Origin of the sequence: Rhodococcus sp. 06-156-4 (assembly GCF_002259345.1) — a bacterium.
Lineage (GTDB): Bacteria > Actinomycetota > Actinomycetes > Mycobacteriales > Mycobacteriaceae > Rhodococcoides > Rhodococcoides fascians_E.
This window is the reverse complement of sequence record NZ_NPGB01000014.1, coordinates 1-13,667: the sequence shown is the minus strand read 5'-3', so window position 1 is coordinate 13,667 and position 13,667 is coordinate 1. Positions and strand designations below refer to the sequence as shown.

The 13,667-nt window shown below is 65.9% G+C and carries 16 protein-coding genes; 9 read left to right on the top strand and 7 right to left on the bottom strand.

What is annotated here, in order from left to right; genetic code table 11:
- Positions 1–6 precede the first annotated feature (6 nt).
- Positions 7–1,296 (bottom strand): MFS transporter, encoded by a 1,290-nt coding sequence (locus tag CH290_RS08120; RefSeq protein WP_033190700.1) that lies wholly within the window; start codon positions 1,294–1,296, stop codon positions 7–9.
- Positions 1,293–1,910 carry a pyridoxamine 5'-phosphate oxidase gene (gene pdxH, locus CH290_RS08115; protein ID WP_020111506.1) on the bottom strand — a complete coding sequence of 206 codons (618 nt, stop codon included), beginning with the start codon at positions 1,908–1,910 and terminating at the stop codon, positions 1,293–1,295. Before pdxH ends, CH290_RS08120 begins: the two co-directional genes overlap by 4 nt.
- A 139-nt stretch (positions 1,911–2,049) precedes the next feature.
- Between pdxH and CH290_RS08110 the strand changes: the two genes are divergently transcribed.
- The 5 genes from CH290_RS08110 (at position 2,050) to CH290_RS08090 (ending at position 7,040) form a co-directional block, all read left to right on the top strand.
- Positions 2,050–3,168 carry a citrate synthase 2 gene (locus CH290_RS08110; protein WP_019664367.1) on the top strand — a complete coding sequence of 373 codons (1,119 nt, stop codon included), beginning with the start codon at positions 2,050–2,052 and terminating at the stop codon, positions 3,166–3,168.
- Between the two features lie 276 nt (positions 3,169–3,444).
- The gene (gene serC / locus CH290_RS08105) at positions 3,445–4,566 is read left to right on the top strand and encodes a phosphoserine transaminase (protein WP_033190699.1); all 1,122 of its coding nucleotides are present in this window, start codon (positions 3,445–3,447) and stop codon (positions 4,564–4,566) included.
- A gap of 93 nt (positions 4,567–4,659) precedes the next feature.
- Positions 4,660–5,328, top strand: coding sequence for a rhomboid-like protein (locus tag CH290_RS08100; RefSeq protein WP_033190698.1), 669 nt, complete (start codon positions 4,660–4,662; stop codon positions 5,326–5,328).
- Positions 5,329–5,428: 100 nt separating this feature from the next.
- On the top strand, positions 5,429–6,271 hold the full coding sequence (gene sepH, locus CH290_RS08095; RefSeq protein ID WP_019664363.1) for a septation protein SepH: 843 nt from the start codon (positions 5,429–5,431) through the stop codon (positions 6,269–6,271).
- 34 nt (positions 6,272–6,305) lie between these two features.
- Positions 6,306–7,040: a DUF6928 family protein gene (locus CH290_RS08090; protein ID WP_033190697.1), complete on the top strand. Its 735-nt coding sequence runs from the start codon at positions 6,306–6,308 to the stop codon at positions 7,038–7,040.
- Here the strand turns inward: CH290_RS08090 and CH290_RS08085 are convergent.
- Complete coding sequence (locus CH290_RS08085; protein WP_020111509.1) at positions 6,997–7,287, bottom strand: DUF2537 domain-containing protein; 291 nt, start codon at positions 7,285–7,287, stop codon at positions 6,997–6,999. The genes CH290_RS08090 and CH290_RS08085 overlap by 44 nt on opposite strands.
- The gene (locus CH290_RS08080) at positions 7,284–8,093 is read right to left on the bottom strand and encodes a TrmH family RNA methyltransferase (RefSeq protein WP_019664360.1); all 810 of its coding nucleotides are present in this window, start codon (positions 8,091–8,093) and stop codon (positions 7,284–7,286) included. Before CH290_RS08080 ends, CH290_RS08085 begins: the two co-directional genes overlap by 4 nt.
- 57 nt (positions 8,094–8,150) lie before the next feature.
- Here CH290_RS08080 and CH290_RS08075 point away from each other — a divergent pair, with 57 nt between their 5' ends.
- Complete coding sequence (locus CH290_RS08075; RefSeq protein WP_020111511.1) at positions 8,151–9,350, top strand: GNAT family N-acetyltransferase; 1,200 nt, start codon at positions 8,151–8,153, stop codon at positions 9,348–9,350.
- Between the two features lie 4 nt (positions 9,351–9,354).
- Here the strand turns inward: CH290_RS08075 and CH290_RS08070 are convergent, their stop codons facing one another.
- Genes CH290_RS08070 through CH290_RS08060 form a run of 3 tightly spaced genes read right to left on the bottom strand, consistent with a single transcriptional unit; the run spans position 9,355 to position 11,574 of the window.
- Positions 9,355–9,996, bottom strand: a complete 642-nt coding sequence (locus CH290_RS08070; RefSeq protein ID WP_019664358.1) for a response regulator transcription factor — start codon at positions 9,994–9,996, stop codon at positions 9,355–9,357.
- Positions 9,993–11,033 (bottom strand): sensor histidine kinase, encoded by a 1,041-nt coding sequence (locus CH290_RS08065; RefSeq protein ID WP_020111512.1) that lies wholly within the window; start codon positions 11,031–11,033, stop codon positions 9,993–9,995. Before CH290_RS08065 ends, CH290_RS08070 begins: the two co-directional genes overlap by 4 nt.
- Before the next feature lie 16 nt (positions 11,034–11,049).
- Positions 11,050–11,574 (bottom strand): CcdC protein domain-containing protein, encoded by a 525-nt coding sequence (locus CH290_RS08060; RefSeq protein ID WP_230621134.1) that lies wholly within the window; start codon positions 11,572–11,574, stop codon positions 11,050–11,052.
- A gap of 171 nt (positions 11,575–11,745) precedes the next feature.
- Between CH290_RS08060 and CH290_RS08055 the strand changes: the two genes are divergently transcribed.
- From CH290_RS08055 to CH290_RS08045, 3 genes are read left to right on the top strand one after another with little or no spacing between them, the layout of a single operon-like run.
- A complete protein-coding gene (locus tag CH290_RS08055) occupies positions 11,746–11,970 on the top strand; it encodes a hypothetical protein (protein ID WP_019664355.1) in 225 nt (74 codons plus the stop codon).
- The gene (locus CH290_RS08050) at positions 11,967–12,887 is read left to right on the top strand and encodes an ABC transporter ATP-binding protein (RefSeq protein ID WP_033190694.1); all 921 of its coding nucleotides are present in this window, start codon (positions 11,967–11,969) and stop codon (positions 12,885–12,887) included. Before CH290_RS08055 ends, CH290_RS08050 begins: the two co-directional genes overlap by 4 nt.
- Entirely contained in the window at positions 12,884–13,657 is a 774-nt protein-coding gene (locus CH290_RS08045; RefSeq protein WP_020111515.1) for an ABC transporter permease, read from the top strand. Before CH290_RS08050 ends, CH290_RS08045 begins: the two co-directional genes overlap by 4 nt.
- The last annotated feature ends 10 nt before the right edge of the window (positions 13,658–13,667 follow it).

Sequence of the window (13,667 nt, the reverse complement as noted above, 5' to 3'; positions counted from 1 at the left end):
ACAGGCTTATTCGGTCATTCCGCGGGCTACGCTCCCGACCCGGTACCGGATGAATGCCGGAAGAGCCAGCGCGGCAAGCGATACACCGATCACGACGAGCACTCCGCCGCCCGCTGCCGCCGCCGCGGTACCCACCGACGCCGCCGCAGCGCCGTGCAGGACGTCACCGATCCTGGGGCCACCGGCAACCACGACGATGAACACTCCCTGCAGCCGACCTCTCATCTCGTCCGTCGCGACCGTCTGCAACATCGTCGACCGGAATGCAGCCGAGATCATGTCGGCGCCGCCGCCCAGAGCGAGGAACGCAAGCGCGAACCACAACGCCACCGCCGTCGCACCGTCGGACGCCAGGCCGACCGCGACACCGAACCCGATCATCGCCGCACCCCACACCATGATCGCGACGATCACAGCCATGCCTTGCCGTTTCACACGCGGAAGCCATCCCGAGAACACACCGCCCACCACCGCGCCCGCCGACATCGCCGCGAACAGCATGCCGAGAACCGGCCCACCCGACGCCGGATCACCGAAACTTTCGTGCGCGATCTGCGGAAAAAGGGCACGGGGCATACCGAACACCATCGCGATGATGTCGACCACGAACGACGCGAGCAGCACCTTCTGCGTCGCCAGGTAGGCGAAACCGTCGAACACCGAACGCAGACCGGCACGCTGACCCGCCGACGCCGGAGGGATCGCGGGGAGCTTGATCACCGCCCACAGCGTCGCGAACAGGAACACCGTGTCGATCAGATACAGCGTCTCCAAGCCGATGTAGTAGATCAGGATTCCGGCGCTCAACGGTCCTGCGATGGCGCCGAAATTCATCACCGTCATGTTCAGCGAATTCGCGGCCGGGAGCTGTCCGGGTGGCAGGATGCGCGGCAACAGTGCACTACGCGTCGGTTGGTTGACCGCGAAGAACGCCTGTTGGACGGCCAGCAGAACCAGAACCACCCATACGTTGTTCAGATCGAGGAACGCCTGCAGCCAGAACAGCGCGGACGTACCGATCAGACCGAACGTGGTGCACATCAACAACGTTCGACGATCCATCACGTCGGCGAGCGCACCGCCCCACAGCCCGAACACGATCAGCGGAACCAACGCGAACACGCCCGTCAACCCGACGTACGCCGAGCTGAGCGTGATCTGGAATACCTGTTGCGGCACAGCGACGATCGACAACTGCGCACCGATGACGGTGATGATGTTGGCGAGCCACAAGCGCCGATAGGCAGGAGTCTTCAGCGGAGTGGTGTCGGCCAGGACACCGCGAAGAGCATTCACGGCTGCAGGCGCTCCACCAGCCGAGTCGACGTCGTCAACCGAATTCTGTTGTGCAACCGATTGGTTCGGCCCTGCCAGAACTCCACGGTCTCCGGGCTCAGCCGGAACCCACCCCAACCGGGCGGAACCGGCACATCCACACCGTCGAACCTGCGAGCAACCTCAGCCAGAGCAGCCTCGAGCGCCTCACGGGAATCGATCGGCTGCGACTGCTGCGACGCCCACGCCCCCAGCTGCGACCCGCGAGGCCGCGACGCGAAATACGCCGCAGTGTCCTCCGCGGACACCTTTCGGACGGACCCTCGGAAGGTGAGCTGACGCTCGATACCGATCCACGGGAACGTCACCGACGCATACGGGGTGTGAGCGAGGTGGGTCGCCTTGTCGGATCCGTAGTTCGTGTAGAACACCACACCGTCGGCGTCCAGACCCTTGCACAACACCGTCCTGGTCGACGGCCGTCCGTCGGCATCGACGGTCGCGAGAACCATCGCGTTGGGCTCGGCGATCTTCGCCTCGACAGCGTCGGCGAGCCACTGCTGCGCCACCGGTAGCCAACCGCCGAGCAGCCGCTCCGCATCCACGTCGGCGTCCTGCTTGTAGTCGACCCGCATATCGGCCAGAGGGGAGGTGTCGCTCGGTTGCCTGTCTCGGTGCACGAACCGCCACGTTACTCCCGGGTACGAAGCGCTACAGTTCTGACCAGGCAAGCTCGAACGCGAGTCGCGAGGCTACAAGGAGAGTCCTACGGTCATGGCTGTACAACAGGTTCCCGAAGATTTCGTCAGTGGTCTCGAAGGCGTCGTCGCGTTCACCACCGACATCGCCGAGCCGGACAAGGACGGCGGCGCGCTGCGCTACCGCGGCGTCGACATCGAAGACCTCGTCGCCAAACACGTCACCTTCGGCAACGTCTGGGCACTGCTCGTCGACGGCCGCTTCGGACCAGGACTCCCACCGGCCGAGCCGTTCCCGCTCCCCATCCACACCGGCGACGTCCGCGTAGACGTCCAAGCAGGCCTGGCGATGCTCGCCCCCATCTGGGGCTATCAACCCCTGCTCGACATCGACGACGCCACCGCCCGCGACCAACTCGCCCGCGCCTCGGTCATGGCACTGTCCTACGTCGCACAGTCCGCACGCGGCATCTACCAGCCGGCCGTGCCGCAGAAGAAGATAGACCAGTGCGAAACCGTCACCGCACGCTTCATGACCCGCTGGAAAGGCGACCCCGACCCCGCGCACACCGAAGCCATCGACGCCTACTGGGTCTCGGCCGCCGAACACGGCCTCAACGCCTCCACCTTCACCGCCCGCGTCATCGCCTCCACCGGCGCCGACGTTGCCGCCGCACTCTCCGGAGCCATCGGCGCCATGTCCGGCCCACTGCATGGCGGCGCACCCGCCCGCGTTCTCCCGATGATCGAGGAAGTCGAGAAGAACGACGACGCCCGCGCCCTCGTCAAAGGCATCCTCGACCGCAAGGAAAAGCTCATGGGCTTCGGGCACCGCGTCTACCGCGCCGAAGACCCTCGCGCCCGCGTGCTGCGCGCAACCGCCAAGCGCCTGAACGCCCCGCGCTACGAAGTCGCCGCGGCACTGGAACAAGCAGCTCTGGCCGAACTCCGCGAACGCCGCCCCGACCGTCCCATCGAAACCAACGTCGAATTCTGGGCCGCGGTCATCCTCGACTTCGCCGAAGTACCCGCGCAGATGATGCCCGCCATGTTCACCTGCGGCCGCACCGCCGGATGGTGCGCCCACATCCTCGAACAGAAACGCCTCGGCAAACTCGTCCGCCCCGCCGCCATCTACACCGGCCCCGCACCACGCACTCCCGAATCCGTCGACGGCTGGGGACAGATCGTCTGACACCGGCGCAGCGTCCGGCGGTCGGTCGACGCGCGGGTTTCAGTGGGAGCGCGTACTGCAACACGCGCAGTCGCTGCAACCCGCGCAGGCGCGCCCAGGTGACCGAACGGCACATTCGGTCTCCACCGGACCGTGAACGCGCAGGTTCCAGCCCCATGCGCAGGTTGCAACCCTCGCGTCCAGGGCACGTGCGCGTGGAGACCGGCGACCTGTGATCGACCCTCTTGGACTAGCCTGTACGTGCCAGTTCCCTCGATGCTTAGGATGCGCTGCTCAATGGCCGAATTGCCGATCATTCCCGCTGATCTTCTGCCCGCCGACGGACGTTTCGGCTGCGGACCGTCCAAGGTTCGCCCCGAGCAGCTGCAGTCTCTGGTGGATGTCGGTGCGTCCGTGTTCGGTACGAGCCACCGTCAGAAGCCCGTCAAGGACGTCGTTGCACGGGTGCGTGGTGGCCTGAAGGATCTCTTCAGCCTTCCCGAGGGGTACGAGGTGGTGCTCGGTAACGGTGGAACCACCGCATTCTGGGACGCCGCGGCTTTCGGTCTGATCCGCGAGAAGTCGCTGCACCTGACCAACGGTGAGTTCAGCTCCAAGTTCGCCTCGGTCGCAAAGAACAACCCGTTCATCGGCGACCCGATCGTCGTGAAGGCAGAGCCCGGTAGCGCTCCGGAGCCGACGTCTGATCCGTCCGTCGACGTGATCGGCTGGGCGCACAACGAGACGTCGACGGGTGTGGCCATTCCGGTCAGCCGCCCGGCCGGCTCCGAGAACGCGCTCATCGCCATCGACGCGACGAGTGGCGCGGGAGGCCTCCCGGTGAACGTCGCCGACTCCGACGTCTACTACTTCGCCCCGCAGAAGAACTTCGCCGCCGACGGTGGCCTGTGGGTCGGCCTGTTCAGCCCCGCAGCGCTCGAGCGCGTCAGCGAGATCCAGGCGTCGGGCCGCTGGGTTCCCGACTTCCTGTCGCTGCCGATCGCGATCGACAACAGCAGCAAGGACCAGACGTACAACACCCCGGCGGTGGCCACGCTGTTGCTGTTCGCCAACCAGATCGAGTGGTTGAACGCCAAGGGCGGCCTGGACTGGGCGACCAAGCGCACCGCGGACTCGAGCTCGCGTCTGTACGACTGGGCCGAGAAGAGCAAGTTCGCCACCCCGTTCGTGACGGATCCCGCGCACCGCAGCCAGGTCGTCGGCACCATCGACTTCGACGAGAAGGTCGACGCCGCCCAGGTCGCGAAGGTCCTGCGCGCCAACGGTGTCGTGGACACCGAGCCGTACCGCAAGCTCGGACGCAACCAGTTGCGCGTCGGTATGTTCCCGGCGATCGAGCCGGACGACGTCACCGCATTGACGAAGAGCATCGACTGGGTCGTGTCGGCTCTCGGCTGACCAGCACCTGGTTGGCAGCAAGCTCACAGCACGGGCGTTCCCTTCGAGGGCTAAACTAGTTGGCATCTGCAACTATCTCGAAGGGAGCGCCCTGTGCGTTGGCCGGCGATCCTTCTGCGACTGAAAGTCACGATCGCCTACTCGGTCCTCGCCGCGACTGCCGCGATACTCGTCGGACACCTCGGCCCCCACGCACAATGGCACGTACTTCTTCGCGCCAGCACCAACCTGCACAATCTCGGCGACGGTCACGTCGGCACGCTCGTCGCAAGCGCATTCCTGACCGACGGTGAACCGAACTGGGTGTGGCTCGGCGCCGTTGCCCTTCTCTTCGCGGTCGCCGAGTGGATCTCGGGGTCGATGCGCTTCCTGCTGGCTTTCGCCGCCGGTCACGTCGGCGCGACGGTGCTCGTCGCCGCCGGACTCTTCGTCGGAATCCACGCCGACTGGCTGGAGGATTCACTCGCCGTAGCCGTCGACGTCGGCGTCAGCTATGCCGCCGCGGCCGTTGCAGGATCGCTGATCCGCTACCTACGCGGACCGTGGCGCGTGCTGTGGGCGGGCGGCTGGCTGGCTCTGGTCGGAGCCTCGGCGATCGCCGATCCGTCGTTCACCGCATTCGGCCACGCCACGGCTCTCTGCATCGGACTGACGTTGGGCGGATACTTCCTGCACCACGACGCAAAAGCTTTCCGCGACAAGTACATTGCCGACGCGGCAACGGAATCCGTGCACCCGACTAGCGCAATGACTAGTCTTTGACAAGAACGCGGCGGGTGCGTGTCGCAGACACGCTCGACGTCACGAGTGGATTACTGTCGACGAGGACGATATCGCGAGTCGGCGCGATGAGGAGGTCAAGGTGCGGGATCTACGCGTGGTCGGTCTCGAACCCGATGGGCAGTACGTGATCTGCGCAGATCCCAAAACCGGCGACAAATTCCGGCTTCCGGCCGACGACAAACTCCGCGCGGCCTCTCGCGGCGACATCGCTCGACTAGGACAGATTGAGATCGAAATGGACAGTTTGCTACGCCCCAAGGAGATCCAGGCCCGAATTCGAGCGGGTGCCACCGTCGAACAGGTGGCAAGCGACTCCGGAATGGCACTGAGCCGTGTCGAGGTCTTCGCCCATCCCGTTCTGCTCGAACGCTCGCAGGCCGCGACGATGGCACAATCCGGTCACCCACTCCGTCACGACGGCCCCGCGGTCCAGACCCTCGCGGAGGTCGTCGCACTGGCCTTCCGCGCACGCGGCCACCACCTCGACGAGGCCACGTGGGATGCGTGGCGGGACGAGGACAACAAGTGGGTCGCGCAGCTGAAATGGCAGGCCGGTCGCACCACCAACAAAGCGCACTGGCAGTTCCTGCCCGACGGCCACGGCGGCACCATCACCGCTCTGGACGACGCAGCGGCCGAGCTGGTCGATCCGGACTTCGGGCGTCAGCTCCGCGGTCTCGCGCCGGTCCGAGCCCTCGAAGTTGCCCCGCAGGAAGAGTCGCAGCAGACGTTCGACGAGTACTACGGCACCACCGCGGACAGTGAACTCGACGAAGCCGTCGACGACGAACCGGCGGACGTCGTTGTGAACGAGCCCAAACATGATGCACTTCCGGCACCTAAAAAGGACAAGAGGGGCAAACCTGCCATGCCGTCGTGGGAAGATGTTTTGCTGGGTGTCCGCAGCAGCGGGCACAGCTGACATGAACCGCTGACAGTCGAGAAGGGTGCCGGGAGTGGGGGTCAAAGTATCGACCATCTGGTACACCGACGCACCTGACCCGGCGTCCTTGTTACGCGAGACGTCGGCGTCCGATCACGCTGCGGCCGCGGCCCTCGTCGGCCGGTTGATCCCCGACCTCACCGCGCTGCCGACAGCACCGACCCCTTTGCCGCAGTCCGCCGGAGTCGGACCCGACGCGATCGTCGTCGGTTGTTACCCGGGCACCACCGTCGTGTGCTCGCCGAACCTCTCGATCGCCAAACCGTCGTTGATCCCGGAGTCCTGGGTACGGCCTCTCGCCTCGGAGCACACGTACTTCGTTGCAACCGACCCGGAGAACGCATGGGGTGCGTTCGCCTACTGGGAACGCGGAACCCTTCGCCGCTCGTTCAGCGCGACCCCGATCTACATCTACGAGGACCTCGGCCTGCCGCTGGTGTGGGAGCGACCGTTCTGGGCAGGCGAACGCCCGTTGATCTATCCGCCCGGGGTGCTACCGGACCCACAATCGCTTCCGTTCCATCCGCAGGAATTCGCGGAAGCAGCGAACGCAGAATGGCTCGGGTTCCGCTACACGGGAGCGCCGCGCGGCGACGAGTTCGATCCGATGTCCGTTCCCGCGTCCGGTTTTGCGCTCTACACACCCGGCGAGGAACCGGCCGCCGAAGCTCCCGCACCGGTGTCCGCGCCGACCGATCGCAAGTTCATGCGTTGGCTGCGACGGAAATCCCCAGAGCCACAAAGCTGAGCACCCCGCCGACGCACACGCCGTACACCGGCCATCGCCACACCCGCGTCGACCGCCACCGCAGTACGGTCGGAGCCGCACCGCCGACGACGATCAGGTTGATCCCGATCGCGAGGAACACGTTGATGTGGGCGAGTTCTCGTCCGAACGCCGTCAGGGCAGCGCCGACGAGTACGGCCACGAACACTGCCACCGGGATGCCGGTGAACAACACGTCACGGTCGCGTGCCACGGCCCTGTCGGTCACGACGGCTGCAGCCGAACACGTTCGTAGAACGCCATCGCGGCAGCCGTGGCGACGTTGAGCGAATCGGTACCGGGCGCCATCGGGATCCGGGCCCTGACGTCGGTGGCGCGCATCGCGTGTTCGGTCAGTCCCGGCCCTTCGGCGCCCAACAGCAGGGCCACCTTCTCCCCGGTCATCGCCTCCGCCAGAGGAATCGCCGACGGGTTGGGCGTCAGCGAGATGGTCTGAAAACCTCGGTCCCGGAGTATCTTCAGACCGCGGGGCCACTCCGGTACGCGGGCGAACGGCACTCGAAGAACGTGCCCCATCGACACTCGCACCGCGCGACGGTAGAGCGGGTCCGCACACGCGGCACCGAACAGCACGGCATCGGCACCGAGTCCGGCCGCGTTGCGAAACATCGACCCCAGGTTCTCGTGATCGTTGACGCCCTCCAACACGACGACAGTTCTGGCGCCGTCGAGTACGTCCGCGAGCTCCAGTTCCGGCGGGCGGTGCGCGGCGGCGAGAACGCCACGGTTCAGGTGGAAACCGACGGCCTCGGCCATCACGTCCGCGGTCGCCCGATAGAACGGCACGTCGACGCCGTCGAGTCGGTCGCCCAGCTCTTTCAGGCGGCGGTCGACACCGAGAAGGCTGATGGGCGCGAACCTCGAGGTGAGCAGACGCTCGGCCACGAGCACACCTTCCGCGATCACCAGGCCTTTGCCGTCGGGCAGATCGGGTCGACGGTCGGACGAGTTGAGATCGCGAAAGTCGTCGAGCCGCGGGTCCGCGGAGTTTTCGATGTCGATTACGTGTACCACGTGTCCATCTTCCCACCCGTATGAAAAGCGTCCCCGTCTATGCCAAGCTGAGGAGCGATGACTACCGACGACACGATCACGATCCGTACCGCCACCGACGACGACTGGGATGCCGTCGCGCTGCTCGACGCGCACGCGTTCGGAGAGCACCAGAATTCCGAGGACCTGGCGGAGACACAGATACTGACCAGCTCCGAACACGTCGTCATGGCGTGGGACGGGGATGCGCCCGTCGGAGTCGCGATGCACTTCCCGATGTCGGTGACGGTCCCCGGCGGCACGCAGGTGGAGGCGTCGGGTGTGTCGTGGGTATCGGTCGCGCCGACGCACCGCAGGCGCGGAATCCTGCGACGCATGTTCACCCGGCAACACGAGAAACTCGAGAAGGCTGGTGCGCCGCTGTCGCTTCTCACCGCGAGCGAAGCCACCATCTACGGCCGGTTCGGTTACGGACCTGCCACCGAGGAACATTCTGTGGTGCTCGATCGCCGGTTCGCGCAGTTCCACAAGGACGTCCCTCCCGTCACCGGGGTTCGCCTGATCGAGTCGGCCGAGGCATCGACCCTTCTCCCGGACATCTATCACCGGTGGCAGCGTAGGACGGCCGGGGCCCAGCCCAAACCGCCCATTCGCTGGGAGCGCTTCTTCGCGGACCGCGAGAACCGGAGGCACGGACTCACCGAACTGTTCTTCATCGCGCACGCCGACGGTTACGTCGCCTACCGGCGCAGCCCCACCGAGTCCAAGATCGTCGTCCAGGAATTCATCGCCGTCACGGACCGGGCGTACGCGGAGCTGTGGCAGGTACTCGCCGGGGTCGACCTCGTCGACACCATCGAAGTGAACCAGGCTCCCGACGAAGCGTTGCCGTTCCTGCTCACCAGCAATCGTCTACCGAAGATCACCGCCCACCACGACGCACTGTGGTGCCGGATCATGGACGTCGAGGCAGCGTTGGAGGCCCGCACCTACGGAGTCGACGCGCAGTTCGTCCTCGAGATCGAAGATCCGTTCCTGAACGCGGGCGGCACCTTCGACGTGACCATCTCCGAGGGACGTGCGTCGGTGACGCGTACCGAAGCAGCACCGGACGCGACGATGAAGCTCGACGTGCTCTCGGCGATGTATTTCGGCACTCACAGCGCCACCAGGTTCGCGGCGGCGTCGAGGCTGTGGGCACGTGACCCGGAAGCGCTGCACACCGTGGACCTCGCCTTCTCCACCGACCGCGCCTCGGTCATGGGCTGGGCCTTCTAGAAATCTACGGCCGGCCGACCACGCCGTTGGTGAAGGCGTAGTGCACGGCCTGCGCCCGGTCCCGCAGCCCGGCCTTGGCGAACAGGTTGTTGATGTGTGTCTTGACGGTCGCTTCGCTGACGAACAACGCCGACGCGATCTCGCGGTTGGTGAGCCCTTCCGCGATGTGACGGAGCACTTCGGTTTCGCGCGGGGTCAGCTCCACCGGAGGAGCCGTCGGCGCCGCAGGTCGGGCGACGGCCAACAGGCGCGCCTGCACCGCACGGTCGAGAACCGACTGACCTGCCACCGCAGCGCGGAGCGCCGCAGCGATTTCGTGTCGTCCGGCATCCTTGGTCAGATATCCGACGGCCCCTGCGCCGAGCGCGCCGAGGATGGAGTCGTCGTCCGCGAAGGTCGTCAGCACCACGACGGGCAGGTCCGGGTGTCGTCGATGCAGCTGCGCGGTCGCCTCCACCCCACCGATCCCCGGCATGCGAAGGTCCATCAGGACGACGTCGGGATCGACGCGGTCCACCTCCGCGATCGCCCCCTCGCCGTCGGACGCTGTCGCGACGACGGAAATGTCCTCGACGAGATCGAGCATCGTCGCCAGGGCTTCTCGCACCGACGTCTGGTCGTCGGCGATCACCACGCGCACGCTCATGCGTCGAGTGTGACGTGTACGCGCCACCCCTGATCGGTCGGCCCTGCCGTCGCCGTACCACCGACGAGGGCAGCTCGTTCACGCATTCCGACCAGACCCATCCCGCTGCCGACGACCGCGCTCGGCGACTCGGACGCCTGATTGTCGACGGTCAGTTCGATGCTCTTCGGGTGGAACGTCAGTGCGACATCGACGGGTGCGTGAGGTGCGTGCCGATGCGCGTTGGTCATCGCTTCCTGAACGGAACGAATCAGGAACTGCGAGCCCTCGACCGACGGTTCTCGCGGTGATCCGTGCACCTCGAACCTCGCCTGATCGCCGACGAGATCACGCAGCGTCGGCACCAGCGGCAGGGCGTCGTCGCGCAGTGCCTGTACCGCGCGACGTGCCTCCACGAGGCCTTCTCGCGACAGCGACTGCGCCCGTCTGATCGATTCGCGAGCGGACTCGATCCGATTGCCGTCGAGCAACGCGTCGGCGACCTCGAGCTGCATGGTCACCCCGGACAACGAATGCGCGAGAACATCGTGGATGTCGCGCGCGATCCGGGCCCGTTCGGCGAGCGCTCGTTCACGAATCTGTGCCTCCAGTGCCGCCACCCGGTTACGTCGCGAATAACCGAGAAGCGCCGGCATGCCGACGACCAATCCGGCAATGGGCGGCCAGGTGTCGATGCCGCAGGCGTCGGCGATCGCGAGCGACACCGCACACGCGACGCTCACCGATGCCGCGAGCGGTAACGACACCGACGGACGGAAGCGGTACCCGATACTGCCCGCGACGAAGAACGGGAACACCGAGGCGATGGAATCGGTCGCGAACGGAAGCAGGGCCGCGGAGGCGACGATTCCGACACCGATCAAGCCGTTGCCCACCCGTGCCGGCACCCATTTCTCCGGCGCCGTCCGCACCGACATGACGACGCTGTTGACGACGAGCAAGCACAGCACGAGAAGGCCCTCACCCTCCACCCCGAGTGGGCGGAGGGTGAGGAACGAGGCGACGACGATCACCGCCGCGAAGTACGGGGTCAGCACGGATTCAGTCTGTCGCTCACGCCGCGCGGGCGGCTCCGTGCCGCCACACCGCGTGGTCACCGGTCTTGCGTGCCTGCCATGCAATGGCGTGCCCGGTACGCGTGGCGCGGTAGAGGACCACAAGCCCCTCGGCCAGGAAGCCGACGCCCAGCGACAGCATCAGCGCGTGTCCTGCGACGGTTGCCGCCGACGCGTCGATGGAGGCTTCGATCGGTGCCGCGACCAGACGTACGGCAACCGACGCGATCAGCAGGGCCACCGACGCGACCGTGTAGCGCATGAAGGCGAAGCCGTCGCGGGGTTCTATCTTGATGGTGAACCCGCGAAGCACTCCCATAGCCGCGGCGACGGCGACGCCGAACGCCACGAAGGCAACGGCCATCGGGGTGATGCCGACGGAGCCGATACTCGCGAGGCCGATGACCGCGATGACCCCGGGGAGCACCAATGTCCGGCGAACTTCGATCATCTGACCCGTCATGCGGCGGAACAGTAGGTAGAGAACCAGGGCTGCGATGAGGACGATCCAGGTGATGTTCATGTCCACAACGCTAGGAACGATCGAGTGCATTCGTATCGACCCACGGGTGGAGATCAGGTGGAGCTCGTCTCCGCCCCCTGACATTTGTCATGGCTCGGCCGTGACATCGTCACGCCAGCCGATGACGCACAGCACTACTGGTCGCGGCCGGATCGGACGAAAGTTGTTCTCATGAAACAACCAGACGAAGGAAACCTCTTCACCGACCTGATGGAGTTCGGCCCCGCGCCGACGATGGCGCGAGAGGTCGTCGTCATCGTCATCTCCCTTGCCCTCCTGGCCGCCGTCATCGCCCTCGTGGGCACCAGCACGCTCGTGTGGATCGTCGCCGCGGTCGCGGTCGTGTTCCTCGCGGCACGCTTCGCGTTCGGTCTTCGTGAGTGGGGCAAGCGATGAGCATCATCGACGTCGACGGCATGACCCGTCGTTACGGCACCGGCAAGACGGCGTTCGAGGCGGTCAGCGACCTGAATCTCTCGGTGCGGGAGGGCGAACTGTTCGGACTCCTCGGCACCAACGGCGCCGGTAAGACGTCCACTCTCGAAGTGATCCAAGGACTTTCGCGTCCGAGCGAAGGGACGGTGTCCATCATGGACATGGATCCGGTCCGCGACCGCCGCGACGTGCGCCCGAATCTGGGGATCATGCTTCAGAAGGGCGGACTTCCATCCGACCTGACCGCACTCGAGAGCCTGGAGATGTGGGCGGGCACGTGCAGCAGCCCGCTGCCGGCACGCGACGTCCTCGCCCGAGTGGATCTGGCGGACCGCGCGGACACCAGGGTCAAGTTCCTCTCCGGCGGCGAGCAGCGGCGATTGGACCTGGCGTGCGCGATCGTCGGGCAGCCGCGGGTGCTGTTCCTCGACGAACCGACGACGGGTCTCGATCCCGAGAGTCGCCGCAACACATGGACTTTGATCGAGGAACTCAAGCAGTCCGGTGTGACGATCATGCTGACCACCCACTACCTGGACGAAGCCGAGCAGTTGTGCGACAGGCTCGCGATCATGCACAAGGGCCGCGTCGTCCGTAGTGGAACCGTCGCCGACGTCATCTCCGGGCATCCCGCGAAGATCCACCTTGAACTGCCACCCGTGACGCTCCCCGAGCTACCCGGTGCGACGCTCGACGTCGAAGGCAGTCGCCTCGTCATCTCCACCCAGACCGTGCAGGACACGTTGACCGACCTGTTGCTGTGGGCACGACAGTCCGGAGTACGCCTCGAAGGACTCGACGCCCGCGCCGCGTCGCTGGAAACCGTGTTCCTCTCCATCGCAGACGAATTCGACGATCGTAAGGAAGTTGCAGCATGAGTACCCTGGCCACTCTCTCGCGCTCGGAGTTCACTCTCCTCGTTCGCAACCGAGTACTGCTGTTCAACGCCATGATCATGCCGCTGCTGTTCCCCGTGGTGGTCCTGATCATCGGGCGGAACAGCGACGCGGGGTTGACCGACACGATCGTGTCCTCCGCCCTCGAAGTCTTCTCCCTGTTCCTGCTCGTGTTCCTGGTGTACTACAACTTGCTCTCGGCGTACGCCACGAGACGGGACGAGCTGGTACTCAAGCGACTTCGCACCGGTGAAGCCACGGATAATCAGATCCTGCTCGGCCCGGCCGTACCGTCGTTCGCCCTGACGATTCTCCTGACCATCGTCATCGTCGCCGTCATCGCAGTCCTGGGAGGCGGACTCCCCGTCAACCCGATACTCCTCGTGATCGGATTCGGCGGCGGCGCAGCACTGTTCGCCGCGCTGGCCCTGATCACGTCGACGTTCACCCGCAACGCCGAGGCAGCACAGATCACCAGCCTGCCGATCATCCTCGTCGCCATGGCCGGAACGTCGTTCCTGCGGGGAATCGTTCCCGAGTCGGTGGACACGGTCATCGACCTGACTCCGATGGCGGCCGTCCTCGACGTCGTCAACCTGGGGTGGCTCGGAACCACCGATCCGGATTCGGCCGCACTCGCCTTCGCCGACACCTTCTCCCCCGCCCTGAAGCCGATTCTGGTCATCGCCGCGTGGATCGTCGGGTCGATCGTGATCGCCAAGACACACTTCCGCTGGGAACCGCGTGCCTAGAGTCCTCGGT

Coding starts and splice junctions, on each gene's coding strand:
- CH290_RS08050 (WP_033190694.1), top strand. CDS start 11,967: ATGAGCATCATCGACGTCGACGGCATGACCCGTCGTTACGGCACCGGC.
- CH290_RS08070 (WP_019664358.1), bottom strand. CDS start 9,996: ATGAGCGTGCGCGTGGTGATCGCCGACGACCAGACGTCGGTGCGAGAA.
- CH290_RS08045 (WP_020111515.1), top strand. CDS start 12,884: ATGAGTACCCTGGCCACTCTCTCGCGCTCGGAGTTCACTCTCCTCGTT.
- CH290_RS08075 (WP_020111511.1), top strand. CDS start 8,151: ATGACTACCGACGACACGATCACGATCCGTACCGCCACCGACGACGAC.
- pdxH (WP_020111506.1), bottom strand. CDS start 1,910: ATGCGGGTCGACTACAAGCAGGACGCCGACGTGGATGCGGAGCGGCTG.
- CH290_RS08055 (WP_019664355.1), top strand. CDS start 11,746: ATGAAACAACCAGACGAAGGAAACCTCTTCACCGACCTGATGGAGTTC.
- CH290_RS08110 (WP_019664367.1), top strand. CDS start 2,050: ATGGCTGTACAACAGGTTCCCGAAGATTTCGTCAGTGGTCTCGAAGGC.
- serC (WP_033190699.1), top strand. CDS start 3,445: ATGGCCGAATTGCCGATCATTCCCGCTGATCTTCTGCCCGCCGACGGA.
- CH290_RS08060 (WP_230621134.1), bottom strand. CDS start 11,574: ATGAACATCACCTGGATCGTCCTCATCGCAGCCCTGGTTCTCTACCTA.